Source organism: Nocardioides sp. 31GB23 (assembly GCF_040012395.1).
In the GTDB taxonomy this organism is placed as follows: Bacteria; Actinomycetota; Actinomycetes; order Propionibacteriales; family Nocardioidaceae; genus Nocardioides; species Nocardioides salarius.
In genome coordinates this window covers 84,828-99,676 of record NZ_JBDYKJ010000001.1, presented here as the reverse complement: position 1 = coordinate 99,676, position 14,849 = coordinate 84,828, and the positions used below count along the sequence as shown (strand labels likewise).

The window sequence follows — 14,849 nt, the reverse complement described above, 5'->3', positions numbered from 1 at the left end:
CCGTCGGACCCGTGACGTAGGCTTCGCGACCGTGGAAACGTTCCTCACCATCATCCTCGTCCTCACCAGCTCCCTGATGATCCTGCTCGTGCTGCTGCACAAGGGTCGGGGCGGCGGTCTCTCCGACATGTTCGGTGGCGGCGTCTCGAGCTCGCTCGGCGGCTCCTCGATCGCGGAGCGCAACCTCGACCGGCTCACGGTCGGCATCGGCGTGATCTGGTTCGCCACCGTCATCTCGATGGGTCTCCTGCTCGCCTACTGACCCGTCCGTCCTGTTCGACCGTCGTTGAAGGAGAGCTCGTGGCTGGTGGAGGAAGTGCGATCCGGGGCAGCCGCGTCGGCGCCGGACCGATGGGCGAGGCGGAGCGTGGCCAGGCCGCGCCGCGCCAGACCGTGACCTACTTCTGCGGCCGCGAGCACCGCTCGGTGGTGGCCTTCTCGATCGAGGCGAAGGTCCCCGAGTCGTGGGACTGCCCCAAGTGCGGCCTCCCGGCCAGCATGGACGCCGAGAACCCGCCCGCGGCCCCCAAGAACGAGCCCTACAAGACGCACCTGGCCTACGTGAAGGAGCGGCGCTCCGACGAGGAGGCCGCCGAGATCCTCACCGAGGCCCTCAAGCTGCTGCGCAGCCGCCGCAAGTCCGGCGACCTGATCTTCTGACGCGAACGGGGTCCCGACCCGGCTGGTCTGAACGAGCCGACTCGCGAGTCGGCTGGTTCGAACGAGCCGACTCGCGTCACCAGTGCCGCGACAGACCCGCGCGCTCGCGGGCCTGGGCGTAGCCCGCACGGATCATCGTCTCGGCGGACCGGACCTGTCCGAAGAGGTGCTCCTTCCGCAGGACCACGATGATCCACCCCAGGCGCGCGGCAGCCTCGCGGCGTCGGCGGTCCCGCTCACGCTGTTCCGGGGTCGAGTGCCACTCCTCGCCGTCGTACTCGAAGGCGACCTTGAGCTCGGGGACCGCCATGTCGAAGCGCGCGACGTGGACACCGTCGTGCCACAGCTCGTACTGCGGCACCACCGGGACGCGGCACTCGTGGCAGCGCAACCGGAGGATGGACTCCGCCGGTGACTCGGCGCGCCCGTCTGCCAGCGGCCCGACCGCCCGCAAGGTCCGGATCCAGCGCCGCCCCGCATAGCGCTCGATGCCTGCGACGAAGGCGTCGTGGTCGAACCCGGGCACCCGGTGGAGGGAGTCCACTCCCGCCAGCGCCTCGTCCGGCCAACGACGGCGCCCCAGGTCGTGGGCCGTGCGCAGGGCGGTGGTCACCCTCAGCCCGTGGACTGACGTGATGTCACGAGGTGCGAGCTCGCGCTCGCCGCCGTCGGAGATCGTGTTGCGCAGGCGGCCTCTGCCGGGTGGCAGCACGACGCTCAGCGGTTGGAGCGCGAGGTGCTCGCCGGGTGCCAGCGCGCCTTCGGCGCCGTGCAACCAGGCGGCATGCCGGTCGGTCACCACCGCGTCCGGTGGAGCCACCAGGCGCAGGGCGGCACCTCGGGTTGCGACGTCGTCCGGTGCCGATGCGGCAACCAGCACGCCCTTGACGACACGGCGAAAGACTCCGTGGTCGACGAGGTCGGCCAGCTGCCGTCGGGTCAGTCCTGCTTCAGTGGCGCGAGCGACGGCGAACGGTTCCACGCTGGGGAGTCCGAGCGCCGGGTCGACCACACGTGCCTCAAGCATGTCCTTGATGTCCATGGACCGGAGGCTGCCCGCCGTACGTCGTCACAACCTGGCGCTCCCGCTACCTGTGGACAACCGCGAGTCGGCCGGTTCAAACCAGCCGGCTCGCGGGTCAGAGGTGGGAGGCGGCGGGGCGGTCGAGGAACCAGGTGGTCTCCACCTGGCCCCGCGGGACGCTGGCCGGGGTCTGGGCCGGGGTGGTGGTGGCGGGGGAGAGGGCCCGGGCCACGGCGTCGGCCTTCGCCTCGCCGCTGACCAGGAACCAGGTGCTGCGCGCCCGGGCCAGCGTCGGGAAGGTGAGGGTGACCCGGTCGGACGGGGGCTTGGGGGAGTCGTGCACCGCCACGACCGCCCGCTCCTGCTCCTCGAGCTCGTCGAAGCCGGGGAAGAGCGAGGCCACGTGGCCGTCGGGGCCCACGCCCAGCATCAGCACCTCGAAGCCGTCGGCGCCGTGCTCGGCGAGCTCGGCGGCGTACCGCTCGGCGGCCTCCTCGGCCGAGGCGACGTCGTCGCTGGAGGGCACCTCGTGCACGTGCTCGGCCGGCACGCCCAGCGCGTCGATGAACGCCGCTCGGGCCTGCCCCGCGTTGCGGTCCTCCGAACCCGATGCCACGAACCGCTCGTCGCCCCACCACAGCGCCACGCGCGACCAGTCGACCTCGCCCGAGGTGCCCAGGCGCGCCACCTCGGCGTGCACGGCGTCGGCGATCGAACCGCCCGTCAGCACGACAGCGGGCACCCGGCCGGCGCTCTGCGCGTCGGCGATCCGCACCAGCAGCTCGCCGGCCACGGCGGTGGCCAGGGCGGCCGCGTCGTCGTGGACCTCGATCAGCGGTTCGGTGGTCATCGGGCTCCGTCCGTCGTACGCCGGTGGGCGCGGTAGTACTCGATGAGCGAGCGGGTCGAGGCGTCCTGGTCGGCCAGTGCGTCGGCGTCGCCGGCGACGGCGGGACCGACCTCCTGGGCGAGCTGCTTGCCGAGCTCGACGCCCCACTGGTCGAAGCTGTCGATGCCCCAGACCACGCCCTGGGTGAAGGTGATGTGCTCGTAGAGCGCGACCAGCTGGCCCAGCACCGACGGCGTCAGCGCCGGTGCCATGATCGAGGTCGTGGGCCGGTTGCCCTCGAAGACGCGGGCCGGCACGACGGCCTCGTGGGTGCCCTCGACGCGCACCTCGTCGGCGGTCTTGCCGAAGGCCAGCGCCCGGGTCTGGGCGAAGAAGTTGGCCAGGAGGAGCTCGTGCACGTCCTGGTCTCCGTCACGCAGCGGGTGCGCGGGCTCGGCGACCGCGATGAAGTCGGCCGGCACCAGCCGGGTGCCCTGGTGGATGAGCTGGTAGAACGCGTGCTGGCCGTTGGTGCCGGGCTCGCCCCAGAAGACCTCGCCGGTGCCGGTGGTCACCTCGGTGCCGTCCCAGCGCACCCCCTTGCCGTTCGACTCCATCGTCAGCTGCTGCAGGTACGCCGGGAAGCGGTGCAGCAGCTGCGCGTAGGGCAGCACGGCGTGGGTCTCGGCACCCATGAAGGTCGTGTACCAGATGTTCAGCAGCCCCATCAGCAGCGGCACGTTGGCCGCGGGCTCGGCGGTGCGGAAGTGCTCGTCGACGGCGTGCATGCCGGCCAGCAGCTCGGCGAACCGTTCGGGCCCGATGGCGATGACCAGCGAGGTGCCGATGGCCGAGTCGAGCGAGTAGCGGCCCCCGACCCAGTCCCAGAAGCCGAAGGCGTTGGCCGGGTCGATCCCGAAGTCGGCGACCTTGTCGAGCGCGGTCGAGACCGCGACGAAGTGGCGGGCCACGGCGTCGGCACGGTCGACGTCCGGGCCGAGCCCGTCGAGCAGCCAGGCCCGGCACAGCCGGGCGTTGGTCAGCGTCTCGAGGGTGCCGAAGGTCTTGCTGGAGACGATGAACAGCGTCGTCGCGGGGTCCAGCCCCTCCAGCGTCATCGCGGCGTCGCTCGGGTCGATGTTGCTGATGAAGCGGCACTCGACCCGGTCGTGGGCGTAGGGCCGCAGCGACTCGTAGGCCATCACCGGACCGAGGTCGGAGCCGCCGATGCCGATGTTGACCACGGTCCGCACCGGCTCGCCGGTCGCCCCGCGCCACTCGCCGGAGCGCACCTTCTCGGCGAAGGCGTAGACCCGGTCGAGGACCTCGTGCACGTCGGCGACGACGTCCTGGCCGTCGACGACCAGCTCGGCGTCCCGGGGCAGACGCAGCGCCGTGTGCAGGACGGCGCGGTCCTCGGTCACGTTGACCCGCTCGCCCGCCATCATCGCGTCGCGGCGTGCCTCCACGCCGGTCTGCTCGGCCAGCGCGAGCAGCTGGTCGAGGACCGTGTCGTCGAGCAGGTTCTTCGACAGGTCGACGTGCAGGTCGCCCACGGTGTGCGTCAGGCGAGCCGCACGGTCGGGGTCGTCGGCGAACCACGCCCGCAGGTCCGGGTCGAACCCGGTGGCGTGGGCCGCCAACCGGCCCCAGGCGTCCGTCGATCGAGGGTCGTGGGACGCCGCCGAGGTCATCGCGTGACCTTCTCCATCTGGCCCTGCACCGTCTCGACGAGCTCGGTCCACGACTTCTTGAACTTGTCGACGCCCTCGGTCTCGAGAGCCAGGATGACGTCGTTCCAGTCGACGCCCACGTCGCGGATCCGCTCGATGGTCGCGCCGGCCTCGTCGGCGGTGCCGGTGACCTTGTCGCCCTGCACGTCGGCGTGGTCGGCGACGGCCTCGAGGGTCTTCTCCGGCATCGTGTTGACGGTGTCGGCAACCACGAGGTCGGTGACGTACATGGTGTCGGAGTAGTCGGGGTTCTTGACCCCGGTGGAGGCCCACAGCGGCCGCTGCGGGTTGGCTCCGGCCGCGGCCAGGCGCTGCCACCGCTCGCTGGCGACGACCTCCTCGTACGCCGCGTAGGCCAGGCGCGCGTTGGCGACCGCGGCCTTGCCGCGCAGCTCGAGCGCCTCGTCGGTGCCGATCGCCTCCAGCCGCTTGTCGACCTCGGAGTCGACGCGCGAGACGAAGAAGGAGGCGACCGAGTCGATGGTGGAGAGGTCGATGCCGGCCTCGTGGGCCCGCTCGAGCCCGGCGAGGTAGGCCTCCATCACGTCCTGGTAGCGGGTGATGCCGAAGATCAGGGTCACGTTGACGCTGATGCCCTCCGAGATCGCCGTGGTGATCGCCGGCAGCCCCTCGAGCGTGGCCGGGATCTTGATCAGCACGTTGGAGCGGTCCACGGCCTTCCACAGCGCCCGGGCCGAGGCCATGGTGCCCTCGGTGTCGTTGGCCAGGTCGGGCTCGACCTCGATCGAGACCTTGCCGTCGTGCTTGGTGGCCTGGGCGGTCGGCTCGAGCACGTCGCACGCGTTGCGCACGTCCTCGGTGGTGAGCTCGAGGATCACCTCGTCGACGTCCTTGCCGTCGGCGACCAGGCGTCGTACCTGCTCGTCGTAGCGCTCGCCGTCGGCGATGGCGCCGGCGAAGATGGTCGGGTTGGTGGTCACGCCGACGACGTGCTTGGCGGCCACGAGCTCGGCCAGGTTGCCGGTCTCGATGCGCTCGCGGGAGAGGTCGTCGAGCCAGATGGAGACACCGGCGTCGGACAGGTCCTTCAGATGGTCACTCATGTGTTCCTCCTGGTGTGCGGTGCTGTCTGGGCGGGGTACGGCGGCGTGGGGCTCAGCCGGCGGCGGACAGGGAGTCCTTGGCCGCGTCGACGATGGCCTGGGCCGTGATGCCGTACTCGGTGTAGATGCGTGCGTACTCGGCGGAGGCGCCGTAGGTCTCGATGGAGACGATGCGGCCCTGGTCGCCGACGACCTCGCGCCAGCCGAGCGCCACGCCGGCCTCGACGGCCACGCGGGCCTTGACGGTGGCGGGCAGCACGCGCTGGCGGTAGGCCTCCTCCTGGGCGTCGAACCACTCGCGGCACGGCATGGACACGACGCGGGCGCGCACGCCCTGCTCGGCCAGCGTGGCGCGGGCCTCGACGGCCAGCTGTAGCTCGGAGCCGGTGCCGACGAGGATCACGTCGGGCTCGCCGCCCTCGGCGTCGACCAGCACGTAGCCGCCGCGGTGCACCTCGGAGGTGTCGGCGAAGCCGTCCTCGCCGCGCGGGAAGACCGGCAGGTTCTGGCGCGAGAGCGCGAGACCGGCCGGCCGGTCGGTGGTGCGCATGATGTGCGCCCAGCAGGCGGCGACCTCGTTGGCGTCACCGGGGCGCACCACGTCGAGCCCGGGGATGGCACGCAGCGCGGCCAGGTGCTCGACCGGCTGGTGGGTCGGTCCGTCCTCGCCGAGCCCGATCGAGTCGTGGGTCCACACGTAGGTGACCGGCAGGCCCATCAGGGCCGCCAGGCGCACGGCGGGGCGCATGTAGTCGGAGAACGTCAGGAAGGTGCCGCCGAAGACACGGGTGCCGCCGTGCAGGGCGATGCCGTTCATGATCGAGCCCATCGCGTGCTCGCGGATGCCGAAGTGCAGCACGCGGCCGGCGTAGGGGTCGCCCTTCCAGGAGTCGGTGGAGCGCTCCGCGGGGATGAAGGACGGGGCGTCCTCGATGGTGGTGTTGTTGGAGCCGGCGAGGTCGGCCGAGCCGCCCCACATCTCGGGCACCTTCGCCGCGATGGCGTTGATGACCGCGCCGGAGGCCTTGCGGGTGGCGACGTCCTTGCCGGCGGGGAAGGAGGGCAGGTCGGCGTCCCAGCCGTCGGGCAGGCTGCGGGTGCGCACCCGCTCGAAGACGGCCGCCCCCTCGGGGTTGGCCTCGGCCCAGGCGCGGAAGTCCTGCTCCCAGGCGTCCTGGGCGGCCTTGCCGCGCTCGACGGCGCCGCGGGTGTGCTCCAGGACGCCCGCCTTGAGCTGGAAGACCTGCTCGGGGTCGAAGCCGAGCAGCTCCTTGGTGGCCGCGACCTCCTCGGCGCCCAGGGCCGAGCCGTGCGAGGCCCCGGTGTTGCGCGCGTTGGGGGCGGGCCAGGCGATGATCGTCTTGAGCACGATGAAGCTGGGCTTGTCGGTGACGGTCTCGGCGGCCGCGATCGCGTCGTGCAGCTCCTGGACGTCCTCGACGTAGTCGTTGCCGCCGTTGGTCCAGTCGACGGTCTGCACGTGCCAGCCGTACGCCTCGTAACGCGCCGCCACGTCCTCGCTCAGGGCGATGTCGGTGTCGTCCTCGATCGAGATCTGGTTGGCGTCGTAGATGACCGTGAGGTTGCCGAGGTTCTGCACCGCGGCCAGGGCGGAGGCCTCGGCGCTGACGCCCTCCTCGATGTCGCCGTCGCTGCAGATCGCGAAGACGCGGTGGTCGAAGACCGAGGCGCCGTCGCCGGCCGCGGGGTCGAGCAGGCCGCGCTCGCGGCGGGCGGCCATCGCCATGCCCACGGCGTTGGCGACGCCCTGGCCGAGCGGGCCGGTGGTGGTCTCCACACCGGGGGTGTGGCCGTGCTCCGGGTGACCCGGGGTCTTCGAGCCCCACTGGCGCAACGCCTGCAGGTCCTCGATCTCCAGGCCCCAGCCTCCGAGGAAGAGCTGGGTGTAGAGGGTGATGGAGCTGTGGCCGGCGGAGAGCACGAACCGGTCGCGACCGGCCCAGTCGGGGTCGGCGGGGTTGTGCCGCATCACCTTCTGGAAGAGCAGGTACGCCGCCGGCGCGAGGCTCATGGCCGTGCCGGGGTGCCCGTTGCCGGCCTTCTCGACGGCGTCCATGGCCAGCACGCGGGCAGTGTCCACGGCGAGCTGGTCGGTGTCGGTCCACTCGAGGGAGGCGGGAGAGGTCACGGGGTTCCTTCCGGGGCTGACTGAAGTCCTATTTCGGGGGCCACGGGGTCCAACAGACATCGGGCCCAGGCGATTCCGAGCCTACCGATGACGGGCAGTAGACTCTCATCCGCACCACCTCACCTCACCCGTCTGCACATCGAGGACCCTTCGTGACCCACGCCGGCCAGTCGGCCGCTGACGCCCTGCACGACGACGCGACGGCGAGCGGTGGTCCCGGTCCCGCCCGGTTCCGTGACGTGGTGGCGGCGTACGTGGGGCTGACGAAACCGCGGGTCATCGAGCTGCTGCTGCTGACCACGGTGCCGGTGATGTTCTTCGCCGCTCGCGGCGTCCCGCCCCTGGGCCTGGTGCTGGCCACCGTCGTGGGCGGCACCTTCTCGGCCGGCTCGGCGTCGGTCTTCAACTGCGTCTACGACCGTGACATCGACGAGCAGATGCGGCGCACCCGACGACGGGCGCTGCCGCGCCACATCGTCAGCGCCCGCGCCGCCATGGTCTTCGGCCTGGTGCTGGGCGTGGCCTCGGTCGTGGTGCTCTACGTGTGGGTCAACCCGCTGTCGGCGCTGCTCGCCGTCGCCGCCGAGGCCTTCTACGTCTTCGGCTACACGATGGTGCTCAAGCGGCGCACCACCCAGAACATCGTGTGGGGCGGCCTCGCCGGCTGCTTCCCGGCCCTGATCGGCTGGACGGCCGTGACCGGCGAGCTGGCCTGGACCCCCGTGGTGCTCTTCATGGTCGTCTTCTTCTGGACGCCGCCGCACACCTGGGCGCTGGCGCTGCGCTACCGCGAGGACTACGCCAACGTCGACGTGCCGATGCTGCCCGTCGTCGCCCCGGCCCGCGAGGTCGGGCGCCAGATCGTCCTCTACTCGTGGGTGATGGTCGCCACTTCGCTGCTGCTGTGGCCGGTGGCCGGAACCGGTCCGGTCTACCCGGTCGTGGCGACCGTGCTGGGCGCGGTCTTCCTGGTGGAGGCGCACCGCATGTGGGGGCGCACCAAGTCCGCCGACGACCTGGCCACCATCCAGCCGATGCGGCTCTTCCACTCCTCCAACCTCTACCTCTCCCTCCTCTTCGTCGCCGTCGCCCTCGACCCTCTGTTGCTCGGCTGAGCGGCCGCGGCGTACGGCGGTGGTCGTTGGTCGAGCAGTGACGAGCGCCAGCGAGGAGCGTCGCCTCCGTTGGTCGAGCAGTGACGAGCGCCAGCGAGGAGCGTCGTCGAGACCGGGTGAGTGATCCACTCGCCGTACGCCGGGTGGTCGCGGGGTCTCGGCGTCGCTCGAGCCTTCGGCCCTCGCTGCTCGACCAACGGGTGCTCGCGGCGTGTGGAGTGGTCACAGACGACTCTGCCGGGGGCTGAGTGCTTGTCGTTTGTGACCACTGCGGCGGTGGTCGTTGGTCGAGCAGTGACGAGCGCCAGCGAGGAGCGTCGCCGAGACCGGGTGACGTGCCCACGCGTCGTACGCCATGGGGTCACGGGGTCTCGGCGTCGCTCGAGCCTTCGGCCCTCGCTGCTCGACCAACGGCGGTGGCCACCGTTGGTCGAGCAGTGACGAGCGCCAGCGAGGAGCGTCGCCGAGACCGGGTGAGGTGCACGCTCGCCGTACGCCGGGTGGTTGCTGGGTCTCGGCGTCGCTCGAGCCTTCGGCCCTCGCTGCTCGACCAACGGCGGTGGCCTCGCTGCTCGACCAACGGCGGTGGCCTTGCTGCTCGACCTACGGCGGTGGCCCCGCTGCTCGACCTACGGGGGTCAGGGGTGGCGCACGCGCAGGAGGGTCCAGGTGACGCTGGCGGAGAGGACGGCGGCGCCGAGGAGGTGCAGGCCGACGAGCAGGACCGGCAGGTCGGTGAAGTACTGCACGAAGCCGATCAGGCCCTGCCCGAGCTCGATGCCGAGCAGGACCAGCGCCGCCTGCACCGCGGGGCGGGGGGCGCGCTGGACGAGCAGGGTCACGACGAGCCCGACGGTCAGGCCCAGCAGCAGGAAGACCGCGTCGGCGTGCAGCTGGCTCCACTGGGCCGGGTCGAGGCCGTTGCGCTCGGTGGCGGCGTCGCCGGCGTGCGGTCCGGCGCCGGTGACGATCGTGCCGAGGTAGAAGACGACCCAGGCGGTGGCGAGCACACCCCAGGCCAGCGCCACGGCGGGTCCGCGGGCGGGAGGCACCGGTCGGTCGAGGACCTGCAGGAAGCGGACGGAGAGCGCGACCAGGCCCAGCGACAGCAGCAGGTGCAGCGAGACGATCCAGGAGTTCAGCTCGGTCAGCACGGTGATGCCGCCGATGACGGCCTGCGCCGGGATGCCGAGCCCGAGCACCACGGAGAGGCGCACCAGGTCGCGTCGACGGGTGCGCAGCGCCGCCACGAAGAGCAGCACGGCCACGGCGACCAGCACGAAGGTCAGCAGCCGGTTGCCGAACTCGATCGCGGAGTGGAACTCGAGCTCGCCGTGCGGCCGGAACGACTCGTCGGTGCACCGCGGCCAGGTCGGGCAGCCGAGCCCCGAGCCGGTCAGGCGCACCGCGCCGCCGGTCACCACGATGCCGATGTTGGCGACCACCGAGGCCCAGCCGGCCCAGCGTGCCTGCCGCAGGCGGATGGTGTGCACGTCTGGCACGGTCCTCACTCCCACTTGAAGGTGCGGGCGGTCAGCACGGTGCCCAGGGCCGCCCACCCCGCGAGCACCGCCAGGGGCAGCAGCGCCACCTGGCCGTCGATCAGGGCGTCCCGCATCCCGCCGCCCAGCGCCCCCGAGGGCAGCCAGCGCACCACCTCGCCGAAGCCGCCGTACGCCGTCGCGGGCAGCACGACCGCGCCGCCGGCGAGCAGCAGGAGGTAGACGAGGTTGGCCGCGGCCAGCGTGGCCTCGGCGCGCAGCACCCCCGCGACGAAGAGGCCCAGCGCCGCGAAGGCGGCGGTGCCGAGCGCCGCGGTGGCCACGGCTCCGGCCACGGCAGCGGCCGAGGCCGCGGGCGACCAGCCGAGCAGCAGGGCCACGCCGCCGACGACGACGAGCTGCAGCAGCTCGACCAGCAGCAGCGCCAGCACCTTGCCGGCCAGCAGGCCGGTGCGGGGCAGGGGAGAGGAGCCGAGACGCTTGATGACCCCGTAGCGACGCTCGAAGCCGGTGGCGATGGCCAACGACGTGAACGCCGTCGACATCACCGCGAGGGCGAGCACGCCCGGGGTGAAGACGTCGACGGGACGACCGTCGAGGTCGAGGCCGACGCGGGCGGAGCCGGCGACGGCGCCGACGAGCACGATGACCGGGATCACCACGGCGAGCAGCAGCTGCTCGCCGTTGCGCAGCATCAGCCGGGCCTCCATCCGGGCCTGGGCCACCACCTGCCGGTGCAGCGGCGCGCCGCCGGGGCGCGGGGTGAAGGTGCCGTTCGCGACCGTGCTCACGAGGCGTGCTCCTCGAGCTCGCGACCGGTCAGCTGCAGGAAGACGTCCTCGAGGCTGCGGGTGCCCAGGGTCAGCGACTCGGGCAGCACGCCCTGCTCCTCGCACCAGCGCGAGACGCGGGCCAGGGTGGAGGCGTCGGCGGGGCCGGTGACCAGCAGGCTCAGCGAGTCGAGCAGGGTCACGCTGGTGCCGGGGCCGAGCGCGGCGGTCAGCGACTCGGGCGCACCCGGCGGGAACGGGCGGGTCACGACCAGCCGGATCGTCGAGACGCTCCCGCCCCGGGTCAGCTCGAGCGGCGAGCCCGACGCGATCAGCCGGCCGTGGTCGATGATGTGCACGGTGTCGGCCAGGCGCTCGGCCTCGTCCATGTAGTGCGTGGTCAGCACGACGGTCACCCCGTCGCCGCGCAGCTCCTCCAGCAGCTCCCACGTCGTACGCCGCGCCTGCGGGTCCATGCCTGCGGTCGGCTCGTCGACGAAGACGATCTCGGGGCGCCCGACCAGCGCCATCGCGAGGCCGAGGCGCTGCTGCTGGCCGCCGGAGAGCCGGCGGTAGGGGGTCCGGCCGCACTCGGCCAGGCCGAGCCGCTCGACCAGCAGGTCGTGGTCGACGGGGTGGGCGTGCAACGCCGCGACGTGGCGCAGCATCTCCTCGGCCCGCACCCCGCTCCAGGCACCGCCGCCCTGCAGCATCACGCCGATGCGCGGCAGCAGCTCGCGGCGCTCGCGGACGGGGTCGAGGCCCAGCACCCGCACCCGCCCCTCCTGGGGCCGCCGGTAGCCCTCGCAGGTCTCGAGCGTCGTGGTCTTGCCGGCGCCGTTGGGGCCCAGGACCGCGGTGATCGATCCGCGCGCGACCTGCAGCGACAGGTCGTCGACGGCCGGCTTGCCGGCGTACCGCATCGCCAGTCCCTCGATCGCCACGGCAGGGGCGTCGGCGTGACGCGCGGGGTTCGGTGGCACCCCAGAAGTGTAGGGAGGGCGCGGGAGTCGCCTGGTGCACCCCTAGGCTGAGCGGCGTGAACGTGTGGCTCATGGCTCTGGTGCTGGTGCTGACCGGGGTCGCCGTGGTGGCCACCGTCGTGATGCTCGTGCGTGACGAGTCCCCGCCGGGCGACCCCTACTTCCTGCTGCTCGGACTGCTGCTGGTGGTGCTCCTGGTGCAGGCCGTGGTGGGCCTGGTGGCCCTGGCCGGCACCGAGGCCGACGTCGACGGGCCCACGTTCGTGGCCTACCTGCTCACCGCCGTGCTCGTGGTGCCGGTGGGCGCGGCGCTGGCGCTGGTCGAGCGCAGCCGGTGGGGCACGCTGGTGCTGCTGGTCGCGCTGCTGACCGTGGCCGCCATGCAGGTGCGCCTCGACTCGCTGTGGGCCGGCGCGGGTGCCTGAGCTCGCCAGCGGCCCCGGGCGCGTGCTCGTGGCCGTGTACGGCGTCCTGGGCGTCGCCGCGACCGGCCGCTCGGCCGTGCAGCTGCTCGGGCAGCCCGAGGAGGCGCCGCTGGCCTACTCGCTCTCGCTCCTGGCCGCCGTGCTCTACCTCGTCGCCACCGCCAGCCTGCTGCGCAGCACGCCGCGTGCGCGGCGCGTCGGCCTCGTCGCCTGCTCGGTCGAGGCGGCGGGGGTGGTCGTCGTCGGGGTGCTCTCCTACACGGCGAGCGACCTGTTCCCCGACAAGACGGTCTGGTCGCACTTCGGCCAGGGCTACGCCTTCCTGCCCCTGGTGCTGCCCTTCCTCGGCCTGGCGTGGCTGAGACGCACGTCACCCTCCGCCGCGGGGTAAGGGTGGCCTTGCTTGAAGGGCCCGGAGCAATAACGGCACACTGATGTTGTGGAATTCATCCGGACGACCGACGAGCCGACGCGCCAGCGCGTCGCGCGCTCGATCATGGTCGACGGCCCCTCCACCGCCGCGGCGCTGGCCGAGCGGCTCGACCTGACCCCGGCCGCCGTACGCCGCCACCTCGACTCCCTGGTCGAGGACGGCAGCGTGGAGGCCCGCGAGCCCCGCTCGAGCGCGGCCCGCGGACGAGGGCGCCCCGCCAAGGAGTTCGCGCTCACCGAGCGCGGGCGCGACGGGTTCGACCAGCAGTACGACGACCTCGCCGTGCAGGCGCTGCGCTTCCTGGCCGAGACCGGGGGCGGCGCCGCCGTCCGGGAATTCGCCAACCGGCGCGTGGCGTTCATAGAAGAGCGCTTCGAGAGGACCGCGGCCGAGCACCCCGAGCTCAGCAAGGCCGAGGTGCTCGCGCAGCTCTTCACCGAGGAGGGGTACGCCGCCTCGGTGCGCGAGCTGCCCGGGCACGGTCCGGGGGCGTCGAGCGTGGGGGAGCAGCTGTGTCAGCAGCACTGCCCGGTCTCCCACGTGGCCCATGAGTTCCCCCAGCTGTGCGAGGCCGAGACCGAGGCGATCAGCCGCGTGCTCGACCACCACGTGCAGCGACTGGCGACCATCGCCCACGGCGACGGCGTCTGCACCACCTGCATCCCCGACCTGCCGGGCAGCACGACTCGGCGCACGAACCGTCCCACGACCCGCAACGAGAAGGAGTCGGTCACCTCATGACCTCCATCGAAGAGCTCAACCCCGAGCTGCAGGGCATCGGTCGCTACGAGTTCGGCTGGGCCGACTCCGACGACGCCGGCGCCAACGCCACCCGTGGGCTGAACGAGGCCGTGGTGCGCGACATCTCGGCCAAGAAGTCCGAGCCGCAGTGGATGCTCGACCTGCGCCTGAAGGGCCTCAAGCTCTTCGACCGCAAGCCCATGCCCACCTGGGGCTCGGACCTGTCGGGCATCGACTTCGACAACATCAAGTACTTCGTGCGCTCCTCGGAGAAGCAGGCCGCCACCTGGGACGACCTGCCCGAGGACATCAAGAACACCTACGACAAGCTCGGCATCCCCGAGGCCGAGAAGCAGCGCCTGGTCTCCGGCGTCGCGGCCCAGTACGAGTCGGAGGTCGTCTACCACTCGATCCGCGAGGACCTCGAGGAGCAGGGCGTGCTCTTCCTCGACACCGACACCGCGCTCAAGGAGCAGCCCGAGCTGTTCCAGGAGTACTTCGGCACCGTCATCCCCGTCGGTGACAACAAGTTCTCCGCGCTGAACACCTCGGTGTGGTCGGGCGGCTCGTTCATCTACGTGCCGCCGGGCGTGCACGTCGACATCCCGCTGCAGGCCTACTTCCGGATCAACACCGAGAACATGGGCCAGTTCGAGCGGACCCTGATCATCGTCGACGAGGGCGCCTACGTGCACTACGTCGAGGGCTGCACCGCGCCGATCTACTCCTCCGACTCGCTGCACTCCGCGGTCGTGGAGATCATCGTGAAGAAGGGCGGGCGCTGCCGCTACACGACCATCCAGAACTGGTCGAACAACGTCTACAACCTCGTCACCAAGCGCGCGACCTGCGAGGCCGGCGCCACGATGGAGTGGGTCGACGGCAACATCGGCTCGAAGGTGACCATGAAGTACCCGGCCATCTACCTGATGGGCGAGCACGCCAAGGGCGAGACCCTGTCCATCGCCTTCGCCGGCGAGGGCCAGCACCAGGACGCCGGCGCCAAGATGGTGCACGCCGCCCCGCACACCTCCAGCTCGATCCTGAGCAAGTCGGTGGCCCGCGGCGGTGGGCGCACGTCGTACCGCGGCCTGATCCAGGTCAACGAGGGCGCGCACGGCTCGAAGTCCAACGTGCTCTGCGACGCGCTCCTGGTCGACCAGATCAGCCGTTCCGACACCTACCCCTACGTCGACATCCGCGAGGACGACGTGTCGATGGGCCACGAGGCGAGCGTCTCGAAGGTCTCCGACGACCAGCTCTTCTACCTCATGTCGCGAGGCATGGAGGAGGACGAGGCGATGGCGATGATCGTGCGCGGCTTCGTCGAGCCGATCGCCAAGGAGCTCCCGATGGAGTACGCCCTCGAGCTCAACCGCCTCATCGAGCTGCAGATGGAGGGCGCGGTCGGCTGATCGCCG

General features: G+C 71.8%; 15 protein-coding genes. 7 read left to right on the top strand and 8 right to left on the bottom strand.

Annotation, left to right across the window (positions count from 1 at the left end):
- Positions 1 to 31 precede the first annotated feature (31 nt).
- Positions 32 to 262, top strand: coding sequence for a preprotein translocase subunit SecG (gene secG, locus ABKW28_RS00505; RefSeq protein ID WP_179616650.1), 231 nt, complete (start codon positions 32 to 34; stop codon positions 260 to 262).
- 38 nt (positions 263 to 300) lie between these two features.
- A complete protein-coding gene (locus ABKW28_RS00500; protein ID WP_193670673.1) occupies positions 301 to 660 on the top strand; it encodes an RNA polymerase-binding protein RbpA in 360 nt (119 codons plus the stop codon).
- Positions 661 to 736: 76 nt separating this feature from the next.
- On the opposite strand, the gene ABKW28_RS00495 is transcribed toward ABKW28_RS00500, so the two are convergent.
- The 5 genes from ABKW28_RS00495 to tkt all read right to left on the bottom strand — a co-directional run bounded on the left by ABKW28_RS00495 (position 737) and on the right by tkt (position 7,519).
- Positions 737 to 1,702 carry a hypothetical protein gene (locus tag ABKW28_RS00495; protein ID WP_348605585.1) on the bottom strand — a complete coding sequence of 322 codons (966 nt, stop codon included), beginning with the start codon at positions 1,700 to 1,702 and terminating at the stop codon, positions 737 to 739.
- A gap of 97 nt (positions 1,703 to 1,799) precedes the next feature.
- Positions 1,800 to 2,534, bottom strand: coding sequence for a 6-phosphogluconolactonase (pgl, locus tag ABKW28_RS00490; protein ID WP_348605583.1), 735 nt, complete (start codon positions 2,532 to 2,534; stop codon positions 1,800 to 1,802).
- Positions 2,531 to 4,207, bottom strand: coding sequence for a glucose-6-phosphate isomerase (pgi, locus tag ABKW28_RS00485; protein WP_348605581.1), 1,677 nt, complete (start codon positions 4,205 to 4,207; stop codon positions 2,531 to 2,533). The genes pgl and pgi overlap by 4 nt, the downstream gene beginning before the upstream one ends.
- Positions 4,204 to 5,310: a transaldolase gene (gene tal / locus ABKW28_RS00480; RefSeq protein ID WP_348605580.1), complete on the bottom strand. Its 1,107-nt coding sequence runs from the start codon at positions 5,308 to 5,310 to the stop codon at positions 4,204 to 4,206. Before tal ends, pgi begins: the two co-directional genes overlap by 4 nt.
- Positions 5,311 to 5,362: 52 nt before the next feature.
- Positions 5,363 to 7,519 (bottom strand): transketolase, encoded by a 2,157-nt coding sequence (tkt, locus tag ABKW28_RS00475; protein WP_348605578.1) that lies wholly within the window; start codon positions 7,517 to 7,519, stop codon positions 5,363 to 5,365.
- 125 nt (positions 7,520 to 7,644) lie between these two features.
- On the opposite strand from tkt, the gene ABKW28_RS00470 reads away from it, so the two are divergent.
- A complete protein-coding gene (locus tag ABKW28_RS00470; protein WP_193668950.1) occupies positions 7,645 to 8,574 on the top strand; it encodes a heme o synthase in 930 nt (309 codons plus the stop codon).
- A gap of 638 nt (positions 8,575 to 9,212) precedes the next feature.
- Here ABKW28_RS00470 and ABKW28_RS00465 read toward each other — a convergent pair.
- Genes ABKW28_RS00465 through ABKW28_RS00455 form a run of 3 tightly spaced genes read right to left on the bottom strand, consistent with a single transcriptional unit; the run spans position 9,213 to position 11,769 of the window.
- Positions 9,213 to 10,067, bottom strand: coding sequence for a COX15/CtaA family protein (locus ABKW28_RS00465; RefSeq protein ID WP_348605577.1), 855 nt, complete (start codon positions 10,065 to 10,067; stop codon positions 9,213 to 9,215).
- A 14-nt stretch (positions 10,068 to 10,081) separates the two neighbouring features.
- The gene (locus ABKW28_RS00460) at positions 10,082 to 10,867 is read right to left on the bottom strand and encodes an ABC transporter permease (protein ID WP_348605575.1); all 786 of its coding nucleotides are present in this window, start codon (positions 10,865 to 10,867) and stop codon (positions 10,082 to 10,084) included.
- A complete protein-coding gene (locus ABKW28_RS00455; RefSeq protein ID WP_348605625.1) occupies positions 10,864 to 11,769 on the bottom strand; it encodes an ABC transporter ATP-binding protein in 906 nt (301 codons plus the stop codon). The genes ABKW28_RS00460 and ABKW28_RS00455 overlap by 4 nt, the downstream gene beginning before the upstream one ends.
- Positions 11,770 to 11,885: 116 nt before the next feature.
- Between ABKW28_RS00455 and ABKW28_RS00450 the strand changes: the two genes are divergently transcribed.
- From ABKW28_RS00450 to sufB, 4 genes are read left to right on the top strand one after another with little or no spacing between them, the layout of a single operon-like run.
- A complete protein-coding gene (locus ABKW28_RS00450) occupies positions 11,886 to 12,254 on the top strand; it encodes a hypothetical protein (RefSeq protein WP_193668908.1) in 369 nt (122 codons plus the stop codon).
- Positions 12,247 to 12,645 carry a hypothetical protein gene (locus ABKW28_RS00445; protein ID WP_348605573.1) on the top strand — a complete coding sequence of 133 codons (399 nt, stop codon included), beginning with the start codon at positions 12,247 to 12,249 and terminating at the stop codon, positions 12,643 to 12,645. The genes ABKW28_RS00450 and ABKW28_RS00445 overlap by 8 nt, the downstream gene beginning before the upstream one ends.
- A gap of 48 nt (positions 12,646 to 12,693) precedes the next feature.
- The gene (locus ABKW28_RS00440; RefSeq protein WP_193668906.1) at positions 12,694 to 13,428 is read left to right on the top strand and encodes a helix-turn-helix domain-containing protein; all 735 of its coding nucleotides are present in this window, start codon (positions 12,694 to 12,696) and stop codon (positions 13,426 to 13,428) included.
- Positions 13,425 to 14,843 carry a Fe-S cluster assembly protein SufB gene (gene sufB, locus ABKW28_RS00435; protein ID WP_193668905.1) on the top strand — a complete coding sequence of 473 codons (1,419 nt, stop codon included), beginning with the start codon at positions 13,425 to 13,427 and terminating at the stop codon, positions 14,841 to 14,843. The genes ABKW28_RS00440 and sufB overlap by 4 nt, the downstream gene beginning before the upstream one ends.
- The last annotated feature ends 6 nt before the right edge of the window (positions 14,844 to 14,849 follow it).

Bases quoted from the DNA above. Each gene is read 5' to 3' on its own strand.
- sufB (WP_193668905.1), top strand. From the start codon at position 13,425: ATGACCTCCATCGAAGAGCTCAACCCCGAGCTGCAGGGCATCGGTCGC.
- pgi (WP_348605581.1), bottom strand. From the start codon at position 4,207: ATGACCTCGGCGGCGTCCCACGACCCTCGATCGACGGACGCCTGGGGC.
- ABKW28_RS00455 (WP_348605625.1), bottom strand. From the start codon at position 11,769: ATGCGGTACGCCGGCAAGCCGGCCGTCGACGACCTGTCGCTGCAGGTC.
- tkt (WP_348605578.1), bottom strand. From the start codon at position 7,519: ATGTCTGTTGGACCCCGTGGCCCCCGAAATAGGACTTCAGTCAGCCCC.
- tal (WP_348605580.1), bottom strand. From the start codon at position 5,310: ATGAGTGACCATCTGAAGGACCTGTCCGACGCCGGTGTCTCCATCTGG.
- pgl (WP_348605583.1), bottom strand. From the start codon at position 2,534: ATGACCACCGAACCGCTGATCGAGGTCCACGACGACGCGGCCGCCCTG.
- ABKW28_RS00495 (WP_348605585.1), bottom strand. From the start codon at position 1,702: ATGGACATCAAGGACATGCTTGAGGCACGTGTGGTCGACCCGGCGCTC.